Annotated in this window: 24 protein-coding genes; 18 read left to right on the forward strand and 6 right to left on the reverse strand. The window is 67.5% G+C overall.

Annotated features, from left to right (window positions below; translation table 11 throughout):
• Positions 1–48: 48 nt before the first annotated feature.
• On the reverse strand, positions 49–279 hold the full coding sequence (locus tag A5699_RS09275) for a hypothetical protein (RefSeq protein WP_231965656.1): 231 nt from the start codon (positions 277–279) through the stop codon (positions 49–51).
• Positions 280–333: 54 nt separating this feature from the next.
• Here A5699_RS09275 and A5699_RS09280 point away from each other — a divergent pair, with 54 nt between their 5' ends.
• Both A5699_RS09280 and A5699_RS09285 read left to right on the forward strand, forming a co-directional pair.
• On the forward strand, positions 334–1,305 hold the full coding sequence (locus A5699_RS09280) for a glycosyltransferase (protein WP_067768456.1): 972 nt from the start codon (positions 334–336) through the stop codon (positions 1,303–1,305).
• A gap of 17 nt (positions 1,306–1,322) precedes the next feature.
• Positions 1,323–2,546, forward strand: a complete 1,224-nt coding sequence (locus tag A5699_RS09285; protein WP_067768458.1) for a glycosyltransferase — start codon at positions 1,323–1,325, stop codon at positions 2,544–2,546.
• A 5-nt stretch (positions 2,547–2,551) separates the two neighbouring features.
• On the opposite strand, the gene A5699_RS29530 is transcribed toward A5699_RS09285, so the two are convergent.
• A complete protein-coding gene (locus A5699_RS29530; RefSeq protein ID WP_197508244.1) occupies positions 2,552–3,454 on the reverse strand; it encodes a glycosyltransferase family 2 protein in 903 nt (300 codons plus the stop codon).
• A 40-nt stretch (positions 3,455–3,494) separates the two neighbouring features.
• Here A5699_RS29530 and A5699_RS29535 point away from each other — a divergent pair, with 40 nt between their 5' ends.
• The 9 genes from A5699_RS29535 to A5699_RS09335 are packed head-to-tail and all read left to right on the forward strand — an operon-like array spanning position 3,495 to position 13,496.
• Positions 3,495–4,439, forward strand: coding sequence for an NAD-dependent epimerase/dehydratase family protein (locus A5699_RS29535; RefSeq protein ID WP_067768459.1), 945 nt, complete (start codon positions 3,495–3,497; stop codon positions 4,437–4,439).
• An 8-nt stretch (positions 4,440–4,447) separates the two neighbouring features.
• Positions 4,448–6,061 carry a carbamoyltransferase C-terminal domain-containing protein gene (locus A5699_RS09300; RefSeq protein WP_067768461.1) on the forward strand — a complete coding sequence of 538 codons (1,614 nt, stop codon included), beginning with the start codon at positions 4,448–4,450 and terminating at the stop codon, positions 6,059–6,061.
• Positions 6,058–7,545 carry an HAD-IIIA family hydrolase gene (locus A5699_RS09305; RefSeq protein ID WP_067768463.1) on the forward strand — a complete coding sequence of 496 codons (1,488 nt, stop codon included), beginning with the start codon at positions 6,058–6,060 and terminating at the stop codon, positions 7,543–7,545. Before A5699_RS09300 ends, A5699_RS09305 begins: the two co-directional genes overlap by 4 nt.
• Positions 7,546–7,555: 10 nt before the next feature.
• Positions 7,556–8,581 carry a glycosyltransferase family 9 protein gene (locus tag A5699_RS09310; protein WP_067768465.1) on the forward strand — a complete coding sequence of 342 codons (1,026 nt, stop codon included), beginning with the start codon at positions 7,556–7,558 and terminating at the stop codon, positions 8,579–8,581.
• 5 nt (positions 8,582–8,586) lie between these two features.
• Positions 8,587–9,183: an SIS domain-containing protein gene (locus A5699_RS09315; RefSeq protein ID WP_067768467.1), complete on the forward strand. Its 597-nt coding sequence runs from the start codon at positions 8,587–8,589 to the stop codon at positions 9,181–9,183.
• Positions 9,176–10,540: a D-glycero-beta-D-manno-heptose 1-phosphate adenylyltransferase gene (gene rfaE2, locus A5699_RS09320; protein ID WP_067768470.1), complete on the forward strand. Its 1,365-nt coding sequence runs from the start codon at positions 9,176–9,178 to the stop codon at positions 10,538–10,540. Before A5699_RS09315 ends, rfaE2 begins: the two co-directional genes overlap by 8 nt.
• A gap of 15 nt (positions 10,541–10,555) precedes the next feature.
• The gene (locus A5699_RS09325; RefSeq protein ID WP_067768472.1) at positions 10,556–11,242 is read left to right on the forward strand and encodes an SDR family oxidoreductase; all 687 of its coding nucleotides are present in this window, start codon (positions 10,556–10,558) and stop codon (positions 11,240–11,242) included.
• Entirely contained in the window at positions 11,212–12,207 is a 996-nt protein-coding gene (locus tag A5699_RS09330; protein ID WP_082957637.1) for a glycosyltransferase family 9 protein, read from the forward strand. Before A5699_RS09325 ends, A5699_RS09330 begins: the two co-directional genes overlap by 31 nt.
• Positions 12,204–13,496, forward strand: a complete 1,293-nt coding sequence (locus A5699_RS09335; RefSeq protein WP_067768473.1) for a UDP-glucose/GDP-mannose dehydrogenase family protein — start codon at positions 12,204–12,206, stop codon at positions 13,494–13,496. Before A5699_RS09330 ends, A5699_RS09335 begins: the two co-directional genes overlap by 4 nt.
• A gap of 13 nt (positions 13,497–13,509) precedes the next feature.
• Here A5699_RS09335 and A5699_RS09340 read toward each other — a convergent pair whose 3' ends face one another.
• The gene (locus A5699_RS09340) at positions 13,510–14,529 is read right to left on the reverse strand and encodes a DNA topoisomerase IB (protein ID WP_067768475.1); all 1,020 of its coding nucleotides are present in this window, start codon (positions 14,527–14,529) and stop codon (positions 13,510–13,512) included.
• Positions 14,530–14,764: 235 nt separating this feature from the next.
• Here A5699_RS09340 and A5699_RS09345 point away from each other — a divergent pair, with 235 nt between their 5' ends.
• The gene (locus A5699_RS09345; protein ID WP_157561171.1) at positions 14,765–15,106 is read left to right on the forward strand and encodes an anti-sigma factor; all 342 of its coding nucleotides are present in this window, start codon (positions 14,765–14,767) and stop codon (positions 15,104–15,106) included.
• A gap of 12 nt (positions 15,107–15,118) precedes the next feature.
• Here A5699_RS09345 and A5699_RS09350 read toward each other — a convergent pair whose 3' ends face one another.
• Positions 15,119–15,547: an STAS domain-containing protein gene (locus A5699_RS09350; RefSeq protein WP_067768476.1), complete on the reverse strand. Its 429-nt coding sequence runs from the start codon at positions 15,545–15,547 to the stop codon at positions 15,119–15,121.
• A 246-nt stretch (positions 15,548–15,793) separates the two neighbouring features.
• Here A5699_RS09350 and A5699_RS09355 point away from each other — a divergent pair, with 246 nt between their 5' ends.
• The 4 genes from A5699_RS09355 (at position 15,794) to usfY (ending at position 16,975) form a co-directional block, all read left to right on the forward strand.
• On the forward strand, positions 15,794–16,027 hold the full coding sequence (locus A5699_RS09355; protein ID WP_076196506.1) for a hypothetical protein: 234 nt from the start codon (positions 15,794–15,796) through the stop codon (positions 16,025–16,027).
• A gap of 7 nt (positions 16,028–16,034) precedes the next feature.
• Complete coding sequence (locus A5699_RS29055; RefSeq protein ID WP_139335220.1) at positions 16,035–16,190, forward strand: DUF6131 family protein; 156 nt, start codon at positions 16,035–16,037, stop codon at positions 16,188–16,190.
• A 54-nt stretch (positions 16,191–16,244) separates the two neighbouring features.
• Positions 16,245–16,502, forward strand: coding sequence for a Rho termination factor (locus A5699_RS09360; protein ID WP_067768561.1), 258 nt, complete (start codon positions 16,245–16,247; stop codon positions 16,500–16,502).
• 164 nt (positions 16,503–16,666) lie between these two features.
• The gene (gene usfY, locus A5699_RS09365) at positions 16,667–16,975 is read left to right on the forward strand and encodes a protein UsfY (protein ID WP_067768477.1); all 309 of its coding nucleotides are present in this window, start codon (positions 16,667–16,669) and stop codon (positions 16,973–16,975) included.
• Between the two features lie 75 nt (positions 16,976–17,050).
• On the opposite strand, the gene A5699_RS09370 is transcribed toward usfY, so the two are convergent.
• Entirely contained in the window at positions 17,051–17,395 is a 345-nt protein-coding gene (locus A5699_RS09370; protein WP_067768563.1) for a hypothetical protein, read from the reverse strand.
• Between the two features lie 51 nt (positions 17,396–17,446).
• Between A5699_RS09370 and A5699_RS09375 the strand changes: the two genes are divergently transcribed.
• A complete protein-coding gene (locus tag A5699_RS09375) occupies positions 17,447–18,433 on the forward strand; it encodes an LLM class F420-dependent oxidoreductase (protein WP_067768478.1) in 987 nt (328 codons plus the stop codon).
• Here A5699_RS09375 and A5699_RS09380 read toward each other — a convergent pair.
• On the reverse strand, positions 18,401–18,964 hold the full coding sequence (locus tag A5699_RS09380) for a DUF6328 family protein (protein ID WP_067768479.1): 564 nt from the start codon (positions 18,962–18,964) through the stop codon (positions 18,401–18,403). The genes A5699_RS09375 and A5699_RS09380 overlap by 33 nt on opposite strands.
• Before the next feature lie 202 nt (positions 18,965–19,166).
• On the opposite strand from A5699_RS09380, the gene A5699_RS09385 reads away from it, so the two are divergent.
• A complete protein-coding gene (locus A5699_RS09385) occupies positions 19,167–19,601 on the forward strand; it encodes an ATP-binding protein (RefSeq protein ID WP_067768480.1) in 435 nt (144 codons plus the stop codon).
• Positions 19,602–19,616 lie beyond the last annotated feature (15 nt).

Here is a 19,616-nt window from a genome sequence, read left to right on the forward strand (position 1 = left end):
GCCTTGGCGCTCCGTGGTCTGTCTACCCTTGTTTCTTCTGCCTCTGGGTCACCGGTCACGGTCGAACTCGTCGAGTTCGGAGTCGTCCGGGACCGCCTCCCGCTGCTCCTGCCAGTCCTGATCAGTGGCTTCCAGTGGAGGACTGTCCCGATCTGTCACGGAGACTTCACGGTCGACAACCGGTTCGCCGTAGTCGCGTCGCTGTTCGAGCGCGTCGGCCACCGGGACTTCATCGGGTACGTCGTCGCGGGGCATCTGGCGGGAGTACCACGCAGCCATCTCGATCAAACTCTTCGAGTGTTTAAGTGACTTCTGCTCGGGTACTTCCGCGGCATGAACCCAGACCCACCACGGTCCGTCCTGGCGTGGCACGTGCACGGTTCCTGGATGGAGGCCTTCGTCGCGGGTCCGCACCGCTATTTGATCCCCGTCAACGACGCCGGGGACGCTGACGGCCGGGGTCTTTGCGGACGCAATTGGCCAGCGGCCCAAGAGGTTCCGGTGGGCGAATTGCGGGATGCCGATGTGGATCTGGTGGTTCTGCAGCGACCCGAGGAGATCGCACTCACCGAGAACTGGTTGGGACGGCGGCCGGGCATCGACGTTCCCGCGATCTATGTGGAGCACAACGCGCCGCGGCCGTACGCCGCCGAGAGCAGCCACCCATTGTCGGATCGCAGCGACATCCTCCTGGTACACGTCACCGACTTCAACCGCCTGATGTGGGACAACGGGGCGGCGCCGACACAGGTCATCCAACACGGGGTGGCCGACCCAGGCCATCTCTACACCGGCGACGTGGCCTCGGCGGCCACCATGATCAACGAGCCGCTGCGCCGGTGGCGGACGGTGGGTGCCGACCTGCTGTCCGAGCTCAGCCGCGAGGTGCCCATCGACGTGTGGGGCATCGACACCCTCGAACTCAACGACCGCAGCTGGCGAGGCACCGTACGCGGCAAGGGGGACGTGGCGCATGCCCGCCTGATGCGTCAGGTCGCGCGGCGACGCGTTTACCTGCACACCGCACGCTGGACATCGCTGGGGTTGTCGCTCATCGAGGCGATGCTGCTGGGTATGCCGATCGTGGCGGTCGGATCCACCGCTGCGCCGCTGACGGTACGGGCCGACGCCGGCGTGGTGAGCGCAGACGTCAAGACGTTGGCGTATGCGCTGCAGGGATTCGTCACCGATCTGTCGGCCGCCACCGTCGCCGGTAAAGCCGCCCGAGAGTACGCACTCGCTCATTTCGGTCTGGAGCGGTTCGTGCGCGACTGGGAACAAGTGATCGCCGATTGGTGTGCGTGAGATTCGAGGAGGAGTGAATGAAGATCGCAATGGTTTCCGAGCACGCCAGCCCGTTGGCGGCACTTGGCGGCGTGGACGCCGGTGGACAGAACGTGCATGTGGCCGCGCTGTCTGCCGCCTTGGCCCGGCGGGGTCATCGGGTCACCGTTTACACGCGCCGAGACGATCCTGACTTACCCGGGCGGGTCAAGACTCCCGACGGTTACACCGTGGTGCACGTGCCGGCCGGGCCGGCCGAACACATCCCGAAAGACGAACTGCTCCACTACATGGGCGAGTTCGCCCGGTTCCTGGACGCCAGCTGGACAGAGGATCGCCCCGACGTCGTGCATGCGCACTTCTGGATGTCCGGCGTGGCCAGCCAACTCGCCGCCCGACACCTCAATCTGCCCGCGGTACAGACCTTTCACGCCCTCGGTGTCGTCAAGCGCCGGCATCAGGGAGCCGATGACACGAGCCCGCCCGAGCGTCTCAAGTTGGAAGCGATGGTGGCGCGTGGGGCCACCTGGGTGGCGGCGACATGCACCGACGAGGTCTTCGAATTGATGAGGCTCGGGCGGTCCCGGTCGCGGACGTCGGTGGTGCCGTGCGGGGTCGATCTGGATTTGTTCCACCCCGAGGGGCCACACCTCCGCCGCCGCGCCGAGCACCGCATCGTCAGCGTCGGCAGATTTGTTCCGCGCAAAGGCTTCGACCTGGCGATCCGCGCCCTGGCCACTGTGCCCGAGACGGAATTGGTGATCGTGGGCGGTCCACCACGAGCCGAACTCGCGCGTGATCCCGAGGCCTGCCGGTTGCGTCAGCTGGCGGAGCAGGTCGGCGTCGCGGGCCGGGTCAAGCTGTGTGGCTCGGTCGACCGCGCTGAGATGCCCGCGGTGTTGCGATCGGCGGACATCGTGGCGTGCACGCCGTGGTATGAGCCGTTCGGCATCGTGCCGCTGGAGGCGATGGCCTGTGGGGTTCCGGTCGTCGCCTCGGCGGTGGGCGGGATGTTGGACACCGTGGTCGACGACGTCACCGGGCGTCTGGTGCCGCCGAAACGGCCGGACCTACTGGCCGACGCGCTGAACTCGTTGTTGCGCGACGACTTCCGTCGGCAGGGGCTCGGCGCGGCCGGACGCGATCGGGCCCGGTCGCGCTATTCCTGGGACCGGATCGCCGCGGACACCCTGCGGGTCTACGACCGGCTGGAACCTTCGGCGTATCTGCCGCCTGCGGCCACTGTCTCGTCGTCGGGCTGACGGAGTCAGCGATGACCGTGCTCCAGAACCGCCAATGCCTGCTCGACCGTGGATGGCAGACGCCGCCGGTGCGTCAGCACCGCGGGCAGTCGCATGGCGGCCTCGACGGCGGCGCGGGCATGCTCGGTGTCGCGAGTGGCCGCCGTCAGCAACTGGAGCGAGGCGCGGGCACAGTGGGGCAGTGGCCGTCGCAGCCAGGTGGTCAGGACCGCATTGCGCACGCTGCGTGCATCCTGGGCCGCATTGGGCGGCCGGTGCACCGACGGATGGTGAATGGCGGTCAGCTCCGGGCAATAGCAGAGGTCCCATCCGGACGCGGCGAGATCCAGCGCCAACAGCGTCTCCTCGCCGCGGAAGTGCAGGATCGGGCTGAATCCGCCCGCGGCCTCGAACGCGGACTTGCGCACCATGGCCGAGCAAGCCAGAAAGCCCAGGATGGACGGACCCGGCAGGTCGGCCCGTTGTCCCAGGGGGCTGTTGGCCAGCTCTGCCACCATCGGATCGTCGCGTCGCTGCGGCCACACCTCGGTGCGCGCGGCCAGAACCGCGGTCTGTGGGTACCGATCGAAGATCTGCGCGCCGAGCGCCGGGGCGGTGGGCTCCCACCACGAATCATCGTCGCAGAACGCGACATACGGGGTACGGCAGGCGGCCACCCCGACATTGCGGGCCACTGCGCCCAGGTTGGTTCCGAGTTCGAGCAGCGTCACCCGGTCTGCCGACCGTGCTGCGACGGCTCGCATCGCGGGCACCGAGCGATCGTCGGAGTCGTTGTCCACCACGATGATCGGGCACTCGGTGGTCTCGAGCAGCCGGGTGACCACCGTGGTCAACTCGTCGGCGCGATTCCGGCTGGCGATCACGAACGACATCTTGGCCTGGAGGCCGGTGGCTTCTGGAGCAGTCATAACCGGGCGAACTACCCGTTACGGCGAGAGGAAAACGCGCATGCGTGAACTCAAACGGGTTCTGGTCACCGGCGGTACCGGCTTTGTCGGCGGCCACCTGTGCCGGCGGCTGCTCGACGACGGCGTCGAAGTGCTCGCCGTCGACGATCTGTCCACCAGCGCACCGGGCGCCGACGAGCTGCTGGCCGAGGAGACCGGATACCGGTTCCTCCGCCACGACATCACCAGCCCGCTCCCCGACATGCCCTACGTGGACACCGTGTTTCACCTGGCCTCCCCGGCGTCCCCGGTGGACTACCAGAGAATGCCGGTGCAGACCATGCGCACCGGTGCGTCGGGTACCGCCAACGCCCTGGATATCGCCGATCGATGTGAGGCCCGGTTCGTGCTGGCGTCCACGAGCGAGGTGTACGGAGATCCGCTGGAACATCCGCAGCGCGAAACATATTGGGGCAACGTCAATCCGGTCGGCCCGCGCAGCATGTACGACGAGTCCAAGCGGTTCGCCGAGGCGTTGACCTTCGCCTACCACGGTGAGCGGTCGACGGACATCGCGGTGGCCAGGTTGTTCAACACCTATGGCCCGCGGATGCGTGGTGACGACGGGCGGATCGTGCCCACCTTCTGTCGTCAGGCGCTGGCCGCCGAGCCGCTCACGGTGCACGGCGACGGCCGGCAGACCCGCTCGCTGTGTTACGTCGACGACACCGTCGAGGCGATGGTCGCACTGGCCAGAAGCGACTGCACCGGGCCCATCAACATCGGCAACCCGCGGGAGTTGTCGGTACTGGAGATCGCCGAGATCATCAAGTCCCTGGCGCACAGCGATTCACCGATCCAGTTCATGCCTGCGGCCGCCGGCGATCCACGACGGCGCTGCCCCGACATCACCGAAGCGCACCGGAAACTCGGCTGGCAGCCACGTATCGACTGTCAGGACGGGCTCGCGACAACACTCGAATGGTTTGCCCGGCAAGGGCTTTAGGAGGATACGTGCGGATACTCGGAGTCAATGCAGTTTTCCACGATCCGGCTGCAGCGCTCGTGGTGGACGGGCAGGTCCTCGCCGCCGCCGAGGAGGAGCGGTTCACCCGGCGCAAGCACGGCAAGGAAGCCGTGGCGTTCTCGACCTGGGAGTTGCCGGTGCAATCGGCACGCTGGTGTCTGCAGCAGGCCGGTCTGTCGCCGTCGGACATCGATGCCGTCGGATACTCCTACGACCCGCGGCTGATGGCCGAGGGCGACTCCGACACCGCCGGACTGGACCGCGACTGGGAATACCTGCGCACGCTCTATGCCGAGCGGGCGCCGCGGTTCCTGCAATCGGCGCTGCCCGGTCTGGATTCCTCGGTCGTGCAATTCGTGCGCCACCACGTCGCGCATGCCGCCTCCAGCGCGCTGGCCTCGCCGCATCCGGACTGTGCGGTGCTCGTGGTCGACGGCCGTGGAGAACGCACCTCGATGCTGGCCGGCGAATACACCGACCACAAGCTCGATGTGCTGGCCACCCAGGCACTCCCGCATTCGCTGGGCCTGCTGTACGAGGACCTGACCCAACACCTGGGCTTCAAACGTTCCAGTGACGAGTACAAGGTGATGGCGATGGCGTCCTACGGGAAACCGCGATTCGCCGACCAGTTCCGCGAATTGGTCTACGCCACCGGCGACGGCGGTTTCCGTACCGAGGCGGTGGACTGGTCGGCATTCGGCAGCGAGTGGGACGACCGGGTGGATCTGGCGTGCAGCGTGCAACAGGTACTCGAGGAAGTGTTGCTCGAGCTGGTGGGCTGGTTACACACCCGCACCGATCACGAAAACCTCTGCCTGGCCGGGGGAGTCGCGCTCAACTGTGTGGCGAACTCCACGCTGCACCGCAGCGGGATCTTCGGCAACATCTGGGTGCAGCCGGCCGCCGGTGACTCCGGCACCGCACTCGGTGCGGCGTTGGCGCTGGCCGCCGAGGCGGGCGAGCCACTCACCCCGATGCCCTCGGCAGCGCTGGGCCGCAGTTGGTCCGACGACGAGATCGGTGCGGTGCTCACCGAGGCGGCCGTCCCGCACGAACGGCCCGACGACCTGGCCGCCGTCGTGGGGGACGCGTTGGCCGACGACCAGGTGATCGGCTGGTTCCAGGGCCGCTCGGAGTTCGGACCCCGGGCGCTGGGCCGTCGGTCCCTGCTCGCCGACCCGCGCAACAAGAACAACCTCGACCGGCTCAACGCCGTGAAGGGCCGCGAGCAGTTTCGCCCGGTGGCGCCGATGGTGCTGGCCGACCGGGCCGCCGAAATCTTCTCCGGCGGGCCGATTCCCAGCCCGTACATGCTGTTCGTGCATGACGTCGCGCCCGAGTGGCAGACCCGGATCCCGGCGGTCACCCATGTCGACGGCACCGCACGCATCCAGACCATCGACCCGGCCGACGAACTGATGTACGCCACGATTGACCGGTTCGCACAACGCACCGGGGTGCCGGTCGTGGTCAACACCAGCTTCAACACCGCGGGCCGCCCGATGGTCGACAGTCCGCGGGATGCGCTGGAGTGCTTCGGCAGTGCGCCGATCGACCTGCTGGCGATCGGACCGTACGTGGTGCGGAGGCCGCGATGAGCTTCACCATCGTGATCCCGAGCATCGGCCGACCGTCGTTGCAGCGGTTGCTGACCACCCTGGAGCGTTCCGGAGGTCCCGCGCCGGAGGCCGTCGTCGTGGTGGACGACCGGCCCCGGGCCGACCCGCCGCTTGTGCTCGTGACCCGTCTTCCGGTCACGGTGTTGCACAGCGGCGGACGGGGTCCCGCCGCGGCGCGCAATGTCGGCTGGCGGCATGCGAGATCGCGATGGATCTGCTTTCTCGACGACGATGTGCTGCCCTATCCCGGTTGGCTGGCCGCACTGACCGAGGACCTGCGTGCCGCCGAGGAGTGCGGTGCTGCCGGTTCGCAGGCGGTGATCGATGTGCCGGTGCGCTCCGGCCGGCGCAGCACCGACGACGAGCGGCGCACCCAGCGCCTGGCCGACGCCCAGTGGATCACCGCCGACATGGCCTACCGGCGCTCCGCCCTGGTTCAGGTCGGCGGGTTCGACGAGCGGTTTCCTCGTGCGTACCGGGAGGATTCGGACCTGGGGCTGCGGATCACAATGGCCGGCCATCACATCGTGTCGGGCGCGCGGCGTACCCGCCATCCGGTCGCACCGGCGACGTTCACGAGCAGTGTGCGCGCACAACGGGGCAACCGCGACGATGCGCTGCTGCGGCGCAAGTTCGGCCCCGGGTGGCGACCCGCGATCGGTGAAGGCCGGGGGCGCATGCCGGCTCACGTGCTGACCACCGCGGCCGGGCTGGCGGCACTCGCGTCGTCGGCGCTGCGTCGTCGTACCGTCTCGAGATGGGCATTTGCCGCTTGGTTGGCCATGACCGCGGAGTTCGCGGTGCGCCGGTTTCTGGCCGGGCGGCGTACGGTCGCCGAAGCCGTGCGGATGCTCGTCACGAGCGTGCTGATCCCGCCCGTGGCGGTGGCTCATCGGCTGGTCGGTGAGTGGAAATTCCGTTCGGCACACCGTGACCCACCGTTGGCCGTGTTGTTGGACCGCGACGACACCATCATCGAGGACGGCCCCTACCTCAGTGACCCCGCCGGTGTCCGACCGGTGACCGGAGCGGCCGTTGCGCTCGATCGGCTGCGTCAACGGGGCCTGTTGCTGGCCGTGGTGACGAACCAGTCGGGTGTTGCCAAAGGGTTGATCAGCACGGGACAACTCGACGCGGTGAACGCTCGGGTGGACGAGCTGTTGGGGCCGTTCGACTCGTGGCAGGTCTGCCTGCATGACGCCGGAGAAGGATGCGCCTGTCGCAAGCCCGAACCCGGCATGGTTCGAGCGGCTGCCGCCGAACTCGGCGTCGACCCGTCGCGGTGCGTGCTGATCGGCGACACCGGTGGTGATGTGCAGGCCGCGCTGTCGGCCGAAGCCGATGCGGTGCTGGTCCCCACCAAACGGACACTGCCACAGGAGATCACCCACGCCCACCGTCGCGCCCGGGTGGCGCCGACGTTGCAGGCCGCGGTGGCACTTGTGCTCAAGGACGCCCGATGAGGAGCCGAGGATGACGCGGGCACTGGTGGCCAGGCTCGACAGTGCCGGTGACGTGTTGATCACCGGTCCGGCCGTGCGCGCCGTCGCCGCCGTGCACGACTCGGTCACCTTCCTGGCCGGGCCCCGCGGCCGGGCCGCCGCCGAACTGTTGCCCGGCGTGGACGACGTCATCGAATGGCAGGCGCCGTGGGTGGATTTCGATTCGCCCGAATTGACCCCGGATCATGCGGCAGCGCTGATCAAGCAGTTGCGTGATCTCGCGCCGGACCGGGTGTTCGTCTTCACCTCCTTCCATCAGTCTCCGCTGCCGCTGGCGCTGCTGTGCCGAATGGCCGAGATCGGTTGGGTCGGCGCAATCAGTGAGGACTATCCGGGCACCCTGCTCGATCTTCGCCACCACGTCGAACCCGGCATACCGGAACCCGAACGCGCGCTGTCGCTGGTTCGCGCCGCCGGTATCGAACCCCCCGCCGGCGACGACGGGATGTTGCGGGTCAAGACCCTCCCGTCGCTGCCCGACGAGCTGGCCGAAAAACTCGGTACCGCACCGTATGTGGTGTTTCACCCGGGCGCGGCGGTGCCCGCGCGCCAACCGGGCCCGGCCCGCAGCGCACAGATGGTCCGGGCGCTGGCGCGCGCGGGTCACCGCGTCGTGGTGTCCGGGGGTGAAGGTGAACGGGCGCTGACCGCACAGGTCGCCGACGGCGTCGCGGTGGATCTCGGCGGCGAGACCACCTTGGCCACGCTGGCCGGTGTCTACGCCGGCGCATCCGTCGTGGTCGCGCCCAACACCGGACCGGCGCATCTGGCTGCGGCCGTGGGGGTTCCGGTGGTCTCGCTGTTCGCCCCGGTCGTGCCGGCGACGCAGTGGAGCCCGTACACGCGTCAGATGGTGTTGCTCGGCGACCAAACTGCCCCGTGCCAGGGCACCCGGGCCCGTACCTGTCCGATTCCCGGCCATCCCTGTCTGGACGGGATCAGCGATGCCGCACTGGTGGCCGCGGTGGAACGCCTCGGCGCAACGAGTGGGAGGTAACAACGATGATCACAGAACACATCGCGGCGTTGGCCCAAGCGGTCGAACGTGTCGACGTCGAGGCGGCGAGGTTGACCGGTTGGGGACGCCACCTTGCCGAGGTGCTCACCGGTGACGGTCGTTTGTTGGCCTGTGGCAACGGCGGCAGCGCCGCCGAGGCGCAGCACCTGACCGCCGAACTGGTGGGCCGCTTCCGCGATGAACGAATGCCGTTGTCGGCCATCTCGTTACACGCCGACACCTCGGCGCTCACCGCGGTGGCCAACGATTACGGGGTGGACGAGATGTTCGCCCGGGGCGTGCGCGCGCACGGCCGCAGCGGCGACGTGCTCGTGGCGCTGTCCACGAGCGGGACGAGCCCCAATGTGCTGGCCGCGGTTAAGGCCGCTCACGAATCGGGGTTGACCTCCTGGGCGCTGACCGGTCCGGCACCCAATCCCTTGGCGGCGATGTGTGATGACGCCGTATGCGTGGAGGCCTCGAGTACCGCCACCGTCCAGGAGATCCATCTGCTGTTGGTCCACTCGTTGTGCATCGCGCTCGACGATGCGCTGCGTCAGAACGGCAGCATGCCGGCAACCCGGGGAGGCGCCGATGACTAGGCCGCTGGTGATCGTCGGCGACAGCATGCTCGATGTGGACATCGAAGGCCACGCCACGCGACTGAGCCCCGAAGCGCCGGTAGCGGTCGTGGATGCCGACCGGGTCTGGCAGCGGCCCGGTGGCGCCGGTCTGGCGGCAGTGCTGGCGGCGCGGGTGGAATCCGACGTGGTGTTGGTGACCGCTGTCGCCGACGACAACGACGGTCGACGGCTCACCGAGCTGCTCGCCACCGCCGGGGTCACCGTGGTGGCCCTGCCGATGGCCGGGAGCACGGTGTGTAAGACCAGGATTCGCGCGTCAGGGCAGTCGATGCTGCGCCTCGACCACGGGGACGGGATCGCCGGAGGACAGGATCTACCGGCCCCGGTGGCTGCGGTGCTCGGCGACGCCCGTGCGGTCTGTGTGGCCGATTACGGCCACGGCGTGAGCGCCCACCCAGGGTTGCGCCGAGAGCTCGAACGCATCGCCGCTCGGGTCCCGCTGGTGTGGGATCCGCACCCGCGCGGGGCGACTCCGGTTCCCGGGTGTTGGCTGGTCACCCCGAATCAAGCCGAAGCCCAGTCTGTCTCGGCCGAACACCTGCGCCGGCAGTGGGATGCCCGGGGAGTCAGCGTGACGCTCGGCGCTCGAGGTGCGACGGTGTCCACCGACGACGGTCAGGTGACCAACGTTGCCGTGCCCGTCTCGAACGTCGGCGGCTCGGCACATTCGGACACCTGCGGTGCCGGCGACAGATTCGCGGTGGCGGCCACGCTGGCTCTGGCCGAGGGCAGGTCGATCGTCGACGCGGTCGGCGAGGCTGTCGATGCGGCAAGCCGGTTCGTCGCCACCGGGGGAGCCGTCGGCGTCTCCAGCCCCGGCCGGATCGGTGCTGTCGGTGGCGTATCCGCCGAATTCACCGCGATTCTCGGTGATGTCACCGAGGTTCGGGAGCAGTTGCGCCGGCGCGGCGGAAGGCTCGTGGCCACCGGCGGCTGCTTCGACCTGCTGCACACCGGGCACGTGCGGCTGCTGCATCAGGCCCGCCAATTGGGCGACTCGCTGGTGGTGTTGCTCAACTCCGACGCCTCGGTGCGTGCCCTGAAAGGTCCCAGCCGTCCGGTGATGGCGCAGGCCGACCGCGCGCGGGTGCTCTGTGCACTGGCCTGTGTGGACGCCGTGGTGATCTTCGACGAGTCCTCGCCCGAACAGCAACTCGAAGCGCTGCGTCCGGATGTGTGGGTGAAGGGCGGCGACTACACGGAGGCAGACCTGCCGGAGGCACCGGTGGTGCGCAGTCACGGCGGGGAAGTGGTTTTACTGCCGACGGTTGCCGGTTACTCATCGTCAAAGCTGATCGCCGCGATGCGGTCGTGACCGAAAGGGTCTTTCGTGAAACTGGGCAATATCATCATCACCGGCGGTGCCTCGGGTCTCGGTGCCGCCACGGTGGAAGCTGTTGTGCGCCACGGCGGCACGCCGCTGGTCATCGATCGGAATGCACCCGCCGGGGACGTGGACTTCGAGCGCGCCGACTTGGCGGACACCGAAGCGGTCGACGCCGCGGTGCGGGCGTTGGCCGAGCGAGCCGGCGGTGTCGTCGACGGGGTGTTCACCGCGGCGGGTATCGATTCGTGCGGCAAGCTCACCGATGTCCCGGCCAAGGACTGGGAGCGGGTGGTGCACGTCAACCTGTTCGGCACCGTCTCGGTGATTCGCTCGGCGCTGCCGTTTCTGAAGGCCAGCGGTGGACGGATCGTGACGGTTGCCTCGACACTCGGTATCAAGGCCGTCAGCGATGCAACGGCCTACTGCGCGTCCAAGTTTGCGGTGGTCGGCTTCACCCGGGCCTTGGCTGCGGAACTGGCCGGGGAGGTCGGGGTGACCACCTTGATCCCCGGCGGAATGTACACCCCGTTCTTCGACGGACGCGACGAACAGTACAAGCCCCCGGCCGATGCCCTGCTCAACGAGCCGGCCAATGTCGCCGAGACCGTGGTGTTCGCCCTGTCGCAGCCCGCCGGATGTGAGGTGCGGGAACTGGTGGTATGTGCCTCCACGGAGTCGTCGTGGCCGTGACGATCGCGCCCGATCCTGCCGCGCAGGCGGATTCGGACGCCGACGAGATCTTTGTGCTACGTGCACTGGGGCTCGGTGATCTGATGACCGGACTCCCGGCGCTTCGCGGTCTGCGACGCACCTACCCGTCCGAGCGGATCGTGCTGGCCGCACCGGAGCGGTTTCGCGACCTGGCGATGTTGTCCGGCGCGGTCACCGACGTCGACCCCACCCCGGGCCTGGGCCACGTGCATCCGCGTCGGGCCCCGGCCATGGCGGTCAACCTGCACGGCAGCGGCCCCGAGAGCATCGCCGATCTGATGGCGCTGCAACCGAAGTCGATGCTGAGCCATCGCCATGCCGGATATCCGGAACTGGCCGGGCCGCCCTGGCGGGCCGATCTGCACGAGGTGGACCGCTGGTGTCATCTGATGGAGTGGCACGGGATCAACTGCGATCCGCAGGATCTGGCGATCGACCGGCCCGCGGGTTATCCCGATCGATCCGGTGTGGTGGTGATCCATCCCGGGGCGGCATTCGGTGCCCGCCGATGGCCCGGGGAGCGCTACGCGGCCGTGGCGGCCGCGTTACACGGGGACGGGTACGAGGTGGTGGTAACCGGCGATGCCAAGGAGACGGAGCTGGCAGCCAGTGTCGTCGACCGGGCCGGTCTACCCGAATCCGCCATGTTGGCAGGCACTCTCGATCTTCTCGGGCTGGTTGCGCTGATCAGCGACAGCCGGTTGTTGATCTGCGGTGACACCGGCGTGGGCCATGTCGCCACCGCAACCGGGACCCCCTCCGTGCTGCTGTTCGGACCCACCCCGCCGAGTCGGTGGGGGCCGCGCGGTGCCGGGCCGCACGTGGCGCTGTGGGCGGGGGACTGCGGGGATCCGCACGGCGCTGAACCGCACCGGGGATTGTTGTTGATCACCGTGCCGCGCGTGCTCGACGCGGTGCACCAGATGCTGGGGGAGTCGACATGAAGGTCGGCGTCGTCGGTGCCGGGTATGTCGGCCTGACCACCGCGGTGTGTCTGGCCGAGCGCGAGCACGACACGGTATGTGTCGACATCGACACCGACCGGGTGGGTCGGTTGGCCAACGGGATCACACCGCTTGACGAGCCCGGGATGGCGGAACTTCTGGAGTCCGGGCTCCATTCGGGCACACTGCGATTCAGCGAGGACTGTGGTGTCTTGGCAGACCGGGACGTGGTGTTCGTCTGCGTGCCCACGCCGAGCGGCAGTGACGGGTCGGCCGATCTGACCGCTGTGGAGGCCGTCGTCGAGGACCTGGCCGGTGTGCTCCGTCCGGGGGCGGTGCTGGCGATGAAGTCCACGGTGCCGGTGGGCACCACCCGCCGGGTCACCGAGCGGCTGGGCCCCAGGAAAGTCCGCGCGGTGTCCAATCCGGAGTTTCTGCGCGAGAGTCACGCCGTCTACGACTTCCGGCATCCGGACCGGATCCTGATCGGCGCGGACGACGACGACGCGGCCGAGGCCGTCGAGCAGCTCTACGGGACCGTCGGCGGCGCGAGGCTGCGGATGAGCCCGGAGAGCGCAGAGTTGGCGAAATATGCCAGCAACGCCTTTCTGGCCGTGAAGATCTCGTACGCCAACTCACTGGCCAGGTTGTGCGCGCAGGTCGGGGCCGACATCGACGATGTCACCCGCTGCATGGGAGCCGACGTCCGTATCGGGCCGCACTTTCTGGCTCCGGGCCCCGGCTGGGGTGGCTCGTGCCTGCCCAAAGACACCGCCGAACTGCTGCACACGGCCCGCAGCCATGGCATCGAGCTGGGCGAGGTGTCCTCGGCATGTGCGACCAATGCCGCGCAGGCCGGCCGGATCCGGCACACCTTGCAACGGACGATCTCGGTTCCGCTCGCAGAGGCCAGGATCGCCGCCCTTGGGCTCACGTTCAAAGCCGGGACCTGCGACCTGCGCGATTCCCCGGCATTGGCGGTCGGCGCCGAACTCGGCCGGTCGGGTGCCCAGCTCACCGGATACGACCCACGGCTGGCCGCCCTGGACCTACGCGCCGTGCGCCGGGCCGGGATCGCCACGGCCGATGATCCATACCTGGCCACCAAGGATTCCGATGCGATCGTGGTGTTCACGGAATGGCCGGAGTTCGTCGGCCTGAACTGGCCCCGCATCGCCGAACAGGCCCCGTCGGCGGTGGTGGTCGACACCCGCAACGTGCTCGATCCGCAGCAGGTGACCGAAGCCGGCCTGCGCTACCTCGGCAACGGGCGACCGAACGGATTCTGACCGGTCGGCTCGGTCATTTCCGTCGGCCCACCTTTCGGATCATCCGGGCAGTGCTGCCCTCCAGGATCGCCTGCCGTTTGTCACTGTCGCGCACACGCGCCGCCCGCCGTACCCCGGCGGCGATGGTCATCCCGTCGCGGTAGGCCTCTACCACCCGCGGATCGACGTAGGCGCTGCGGGCCACCGCCGGGGTGTTGCCCAGCGACTCGGAAACCTCGCGCATCACCGCCGATTCCACGCGCTTGATCACCTTGTCGTCGACCGGCGGATCGGCGTCGACGAACGCCTCGGCGGCCAGCACCGTGCCGTGCCACGTCCGCAGATCCTTCACCGTGTAGTCGTCGCCGACCATCTCTTTGAACCGGACGTTCAGATCCTCGGCATGCACGTCGATCCACTCGGACGAGCGCCGGTAGGCCAACAGGCGTTCGCCGTCGGCCCGGCTCCGTTGCAGTGAGCGGACGGCGCGGGCCACGGCCGGGTCCTCGACGCGCAGGGTCCGCCGTACCCCGCTCTTGGCCGGGTAATCGAACTCGACCGCATCCGGGCGCAGGGTGATGTGCTCACGAAGCAGCGTGGCGATGCCGAACGAGTTGTTCTCCTCGGCGTATTGGTCGCCGCCGGCCCGGAAGTAGCCGAGGTCCAGCAGCCGCAGCCCCAAGGCCAGCACGCGGTCGCGGGTCAGCCCACGACGGCGCAGGTCGGTCGCAATACCGGTACGCCAATCAACAAGGGAGCCAGACATTTCCAGCACGCGGTCGAACTTCTCCTCGCCGCGCTCCTCTTGCCATTGGGTGTGGTACAGGTATTGGCGGCGGCCGGCGACATCGGTGCCGACCGCCTGGATGTGCCCGTTCGGGTACGAGCAGATCCAGACGCTCTTCCAGGCCGGCGGGATCACCAGCTCCTCGATGCGTTGCAGGGTGGCGGCGTCGGTGACCGTGGTCCCGGTGTCGTCGCGGTAGCTGAAGCCGCGCCCGCGGCGTATCCGTTGTATCCCCGGGCCGCGGACGACGCTGCGGCGCAATCTCATTGCCGACACCTCGGTTTAGGTAGCCGTGTGCGGTGGGTACGTGGCAAATATGTCATTGTCGGGCGGTTTCCGGTCGGGCAAAGAGGAAGTCCGTCGGCATCGTCGCGCGCGGCCGGTCTTGACTCTGGTTCACGGCGAGCGGATACCCCACCCCGGATACGATCACACGCCCAGGTCTCGAGCTGTTGAGCTGAAGGTGCCGGCTCACGTGGACGCGCTGGCGGTGGTGAGAACGATGACGGACACGCTGGCCAACTACGAGGGGTTGGACACCGATACCGCTGCCGAGTTGGCCCTGGCGGTCGACGAGGCCTGCACCGTGTTGATCGACATGGCCGCTGCCGGTGCGGGTCTCACGCTCACCGAAGAACCGCGCGATCGCGAAGTGACGGTGCGGCTGTCGACGATCTGTGACGCGGCGGTGGACGATCCGGTGCCACCCACTCTGGGGGGCTTCAGCCGACGCGTGCTGCACGCACTGGTTGATGGTGTCGAGACCTTCACCGAAGATATTGACGGCAGTGACAATCGTTGCGCCGGGACACTGTTCGGCATCGCCCTGACCGTGCGGCGCTGAATCGGCAGGCGGTCAGCGTTCGAGATCGACCAACTCGAGCTGTCGCGGTTGGCTGCGCAGCTTGGTCAGAGCGGCGGGTAGGCCGGTGGAAACCGGCAAGGTTCCCTCCGGATCGCAGATGCGCAGCACCCGCGAGACCGCGCTGCCGGGAATCAAAACCCAGTCGATGTTCTCAGCGGCACACCGGACATTGACCGTGTGCAGGCAGGCGAAGCAGCAGGCGCCGAAGAATTTCACCGCCGTCATGTCCAGTACCAGTTGACCACTCGGCCGGGCGTGCTGAGTTCCGTACTCCGTCAACTCGGCGGCATTCGACGCGTCCAGCTCACCGTGGACGTTGACCACCGTGGTGGCCGGCCAGAGCCATTGCGCATCGAACTGCGCACGGGTGTGGTCGCTGGGTGTCGTGGTAGTGCGCCTCGCGACACTGATTGTCGGCATTTGTGACTCCCTCAGTAGAAATACTGTGGTCACGCCACGTGGCTCTGTGGGCTCAAAACCCCTGAGTGTAGGGAGTTGGCGGCCCTGACACTCGATGACGATTCCGGGCGGCTGTGCACTCAACCTGAAGTGGACTTTACGCCCGATCACGAGTTGCAACAATCGAAGTTCGGCGTTTCTCAGGATCCTCTTCTTTTGCGCGGCACCGCTGTTTGACCAGGGCGTCAATCGGGTAACCGAGGCGTCATGAGGATCGGTGGATTATTGGGAACGCTCGTGCTCATCTGGTTGTTGATCGGCGTCGTCGCGGCCTGGCAGCGCGACTATTTCCATGGTGGATCAACGAACTGTGCAACTGCCGGCGCCATTGCACTCACGGTCCTGGCCGGGCCGTTGAACTATGCGGGCGTCAATCCGAAGGTGGACGAATGCCGTTTGCCGCAACCCAGTGCGATGGATTCCATCGCCGTCGTGAAGTGAGGTTGTCATGATTGTGCTCGGGGCAATTCTGCTCATTCTCGGCCTGATCCTCGACGTCTACCTGCTCTGGGTGGTGGGCGTGATCCTGCTGGTGATCGGCGCCGTGTTCTGGCTGCTCGGCATGATCGGGCGCCCGGTCGCGGGCCGGCGAAGCTGGTATTGACAACGAAACTGGCATTGACAACGAAACTGGCATTGACAACAAGGGAGGTGCATGATGCCGAATTCGTCGATCAAGGACGAGAAGCTCTACGAGGAGCTGCGAGAAGAAGGTAATTCCAAGGAGAAGGCGGCTCGAATCTCCAACGCTGCTGCCGCCAGGGGGCGTTCGAGCGTCGGACGCTCGGGTGGAAAATCCGGCTCCTATGACGACTGGACCGTCGACCATCTCAAGCGTCGCGCGAAAGAGCTTGGTATCAAAGGATATTCCGACAAGAACAAGGGTCAGCTGATCGGCATGCTGCGCAATCACTGATCGAGCTGTCCGCGACCCCGCTGCCACCGGCGGCGGGGTCTTCTTATCTGCCGGACTCCAGGGCCGGGTGATCGCCGTATTTCCTGGCCAGAGCAGCCGTCGCGATCTACCGTGGAGACAGCCCGATACGGCAGGTAGGGCGACAATGGCGGGAAGGAGCAGCCATGAAGGGTCCGAAAGATCCAGTTGACCACGCCCGGACGACCCGACCGCATGCCGGTGAGTCCATGAAGGACAACGTCATCATGCCGGCGGTGGTGTTGATCTTGATGGCGTTGGTGTTGTTCGTCGGCACCCTGGCCGCGTTCGCCACCGGCAACTCCGACGTCGGATTCACCGTCGGCGCTCTGTCCGCGGCCGGTTTCCTCATCGGGTCGGTGTGGCTGGCGATCGAGCACATGAGGGTCCGTCGAATCGAGGATCGCTGGTACACAGACCATCCCGGCGTCATGAGGCAGCACCCCAGCAGCTGAACCCGGACGCGCGCCAACCCGGCCGCCTGCACGGCCGGGTCGGTGTCTCGCTGTCGGCTGGGCTTCGGCGCGGTCTCAGAATGTAGCCGCAAGGACGGCGAAATCGATTGCCAGAAGGGCCAACCCGACGATCGGCACCAGCACGCTGTAGCGCCAACGCGAGATGAACATCGTCAACAGGATCACCACCACCGGCACCACGGGCGCTCCGTAGAACAACACCCCGAACCAGAATTCTCCCGGTCCCTTGTCGGCGCACACCTCACCGGTGCAGCCGGCCATGCTCATCACCGCACCCATGCCGTAGAGGAACACCGCGATGGCGGCGGGGATGGTCAGTATGGCCAGTACCCAGGTCATCGAAGTACGTGCCGGCCGCTCGTCGCCGGGCGGTGCCTGCACCGTCTGTGATTCGGTCATGGCCATCGCATACCCAGTTTTGTCCCGTTCTGCACGGGTTACCCAGGTGGCATGGCCAGATTCGGATACACCCTAATGACCGAGCAGAGCGGACCCCGTCAGCTCGTCGACTACGCGATGGCAGCCGAGCAGGCAGGTTTCGACTTCGAGGTCTGCAGCGACCACTACAGTCCGTGGCTGGCCAGCCAAGGTCACGCCCCCAACGCGTGGCCGGTGCTGGGCGCGGTGGCGCACGCCACCAGTAGCGTGCAGCTGTATTCCTACGTGACCTGCCCGACGATCAGGTATCACCCGGCGATCGTCGCTCAGCAGGCGGCCACCGTGCAGATCCTGTCCGACGGCCGCTTCACCCTGGGACTGGGCAGCGGCGAGAACCTCAACGAACACGTGGTGGGCCGGGGCTGGCCCACGGTTGACCGTCGTCACGACATGCTCGCCGAGGCGATCAAGCTGATCCGTGAACTGCTCACCGGCGATCTCATCGACTTCCGTGGCGAATTCTTCGAGGTGAGCTCCGCGCGGATCTGGGACCTCCCCGAAGTGCCGCTCACCATCGCGGTGGCGATGGCCGGTGAGAGAGCCGTCGAGAAGCTGTCGTTGGCTGCCGACCACTTGATCAACGTCGCCCCTGACGCCGACATCGTCGACGGCTGGCAACAACGCCGTCAGGCGACCGGCCTGCTGCCCGAGGGAAAGGTGATCGGCCAGATTCCGGTGTGCTGGGATCCCGACCGCGACGCCGCGGTGGAACGGGCATATGACCAGTTCCGCTGGTTCGCCGGCGGCTGGTCGGTCAATGCGGATCTGCCGACGCCCGCGGGCTTTGCCGCGGCGACCCGGTTCGTGCGTCGCGAGGACGTGGCCGAGGCCATCCCGTGTGGTCCCGACCTGGACGCGATCGTCGCAGCCGTTGCGCCCTACCGCGAGGCGGGGTTCACCGACATCGCCCTGGTGCAGATCGGCGACGAGGGGCAACAGCGATTCCTCGACGAGGCCGCCAAGCCGCTACTCGCCGCGTTGCGTGCCGAGTTGGACTGAGGGCCCCGTCGACATCGGTTCGCCCAGCCGCATCGGCTCACCACGCCGCATTGTCAAGGGCACCACCAGCCACATGCTGACGAACAACAGCAGCGCGAGCGTGCCGGCGATGATGCCGGCCTCGCGGCCGGCGACGGTGTCGAAGATCAACTCGGCGACCCCGGCCATGGCCAGACCGAGCAACAACAACCCGGCGAACGCGCATCGGTGGGCGGCGGCGACCAACAGGTTCACCCGGTGCCGGCGAAACAGCAGGCGGTGCATGCCGACCGGAGCGATCAGGAGCCCGGTGGCAGCCACGGAACAGGCGACCGTCACGAGGTAGACCACCCGCATCGGCCGGTCGAGCATCGGGAAGTGCTCCTGGAAGGGCAGGGTCAACAGGAAGCCGGTGAGCAACTGCACACCGGTCTGCACGACCCGCAGCTCCTGGAGCAAACTGGTCCAGTTGCGGTCGAGCCGTTCGGCTTCCGTCTCGTGGCGGGCCGTTCGGTCCCAGCGCTGATCCACGTCGGGACGGTCCGGATCCATACCTTCGATAATCCCACGTCGTGAACAGGTTTCCGGTAGCGAACGGATGGGCATCCCTGGCGGGAATCTGTGTGGGATGAGGCTAGGGTGCAGGAGAAAGTGCCGCAGTGCAGAAGTCGAGATCGAAGTCGTGTCATCGGATGCCGTCGTGAGCCGAACGTCCCGCCTACGATACTGTCGCTCCGAGACGCCGGGAGGTGAGATGGCCGACGAACCAGGCCAACTGAAGCAGACGAACCGCACGGAGCGGTCGGTCGAGATTCGGGTTGCCGCCAGGCTGGAGAACCTGGCCGTGGTGCGCACGTTGGTGGCCGCGGTGGCAACCTTCGAAGACCTCGACTTCGACGTCGTCGCGGATCTGCGATTGGCCGTGGACGAGGCCTGCACGGCGTTGATCCGCGCCGCGTTACCGCAGGCGAATCTGCAACTGACGATCGAGCCGGGCGAGGACGCGGTGGTGATCACCGCCTCGGCCACCTGCGCGGGTGCTGCGGTGGTGGAGCCCGGGAGCTTCAGCTGGCACGTGCTCAGCTCGCTGACCGACGAGGTCAAGACGTTCGCCGACGGTAACGGGCCCGACACCGGCAGGGTGTTCGGCATCAGTCTGACGACGAGACGAGCGAGCCTGCTGCGGTGAGTTCGGAATATGCAG

It is taken from the genome of Mycobacterium sp. E802 (assembly GCF_001666875.1).
GTDB lineage: Bacteria > Actinomycetota > Actinomycetes > Mycobacteriales > Mycobacteriaceae > Mycobacterium.

What these genes read in the sequence shown, in the direction of transcription:
- A5699_RS29055 (WP_139335220.1), top strand. Translation starts at nt 16,035, where the DNA reads ATGATTGTGCTCGGGGCAATTCTGCTCATTCTCGGCCTGATCCTCGAC.
- A5699_RS09360 (WP_067768561.1), top strand. Translation starts at nt 16,245, where the DNA reads ATGCCGAATTCGTCGATCAAGGACGAGAAGCTCTACGAGGAGCTGCGA.
- A5699_RS09355 (WP_076196506.1), top strand. Translation starts at nt 15,794, where the DNA reads ATGAGGATCGGTGGATTATTGGGAACGCTCGTGCTCATCTGGTTGTTG.
- A5699_RS09380 (WP_067768479.1), bottom strand. Translation starts at nt 18,964, where the DNA reads ATGGATCCGGACCGTCCCGACGTGGATCAGCGCTGGGACCGAACGGCC.
- A5699_RS09345 (WP_157561171.1), top strand. Translation starts at nt 14,765, where the DNA reads ATGACGGACACGCTGGCCAACTACGAGGGGTTGGACACCGATACCGCT.
- A5699_RS09275 (WP_231965656.1), bottom strand. Translation starts at nt 279, where the DNA reads ATGGCTGCGTGGTACTCCCGCCAGATGCCCCGCGACGACGTACCCGAT.
- A5699_RS09310 (WP_067768465.1), top strand. Translation starts at nt 7,556, where the DNA reads ATGACGCGGGCACTGGTGGCCAGGCTCGACAGTGCCGGTGACGTGTTG.
- rfaE2 (WP_067768470.1), top strand. Translation starts at nt 9,176, where the DNA reads ATGACTAGGCCGCTGGTGATCGTCGGCGACAGCATGCTCGATGTGGAC.
- usfY (WP_067768477.1), top strand. Translation starts at nt 16,667, where the DNA reads ATGAAGGGTCCGAAAGATCCAGTTGACCACGCCCGGACGACCCGACCG.
- A5699_RS09340 (WP_067768475.1), bottom strand. Translation starts at nt 14,529, where the DNA reads ATGAGATTGCGCCGCAGCGTCGTCCGCGGCCCGGGGATACAACGGATA.
- A5699_RS09285 (WP_067768458.1), top strand. Translation starts at nt 1,323, where the DNA reads ATGAAGATCGCAATGGTTTCCGAGCACGCCAGCCCGTTGGCGGCACTT.
- A5699_RS09375 (WP_067768478.1), top strand. Translation starts at nt 17,447, where the DNA reads ATGGCCAGATTCGGATACACCCTAATGACCGAGCAGAGCGGACCCCGT.
- A5699_RS29535 (WP_067768459.1), top strand. Translation starts at nt 3,495, where the DNA reads ATGCGTGAACTCAAACGGGTTCTGGTCACCGGCGGTACCGGCTTTGTC.
- A5699_RS09335 (WP_067768473.1), top strand. Translation starts at nt 12,204, where the DNA reads ATGAAGGTCGGCGTCGTCGGTGCCGGGTATGTCGGCCTGACCACCGCG.
- A5699_RS09370 (WP_067768563.1), bottom strand. Translation starts at nt 17,395, where the DNA reads ATGACCGAATCACAGACGGTGCAGGCACCGCCCGGCGACGAGCGGCCG.
- A5699_RS09280 (WP_067768456.1), top strand. Translation starts at nt 334, where the DNA reads ATGAACCCAGACCCACCACGGTCCGTCCTGGCGTGGCACGTGCACGGT.
- A5699_RS09330 (WP_082957637.1), top strand. Translation starts at nt 11,212, where the DNA reads ATGTGCCTCCACGGAGTCGTCGTGGCCGTGACGATCGCGCCCGATCCT.
- A5699_RS09305 (WP_067768463.1), top strand. Translation starts at nt 6,058, where the DNA reads ATGAGCTTCACCATCGTGATCCCGAGCATCGGCCGACCGTCGTTGCAG.
- A5699_RS29530 (WP_197508244.1), bottom strand. Translation starts at nt 3,454, where the DNA reads ATGACTGCTCCAGAAGCCACCGGCCTCCAGGCCAAGATGTCGTTCGTG.
- A5699_RS09315 (WP_067768467.1), top strand. Translation starts at nt 8,587, where the DNA reads ATGATCACAGAACACATCGCGGCGTTGGCCCAAGCGGTCGAACGTGTC.
- A5699_RS09385 (WP_067768480.1), top strand. Translation starts at nt 19,167, where the DNA reads ATGGCCGACGAACCAGGCCAACTGAAGCAGACGAACCGCACGGAGCGG.
- A5699_RS09350 (WP_067768476.1), bottom strand. Translation starts at nt 15,547, where the DNA reads ATGCCGACAATCAGTGTCGCGAGGCGCACTACCACGACACCCAGCGAC.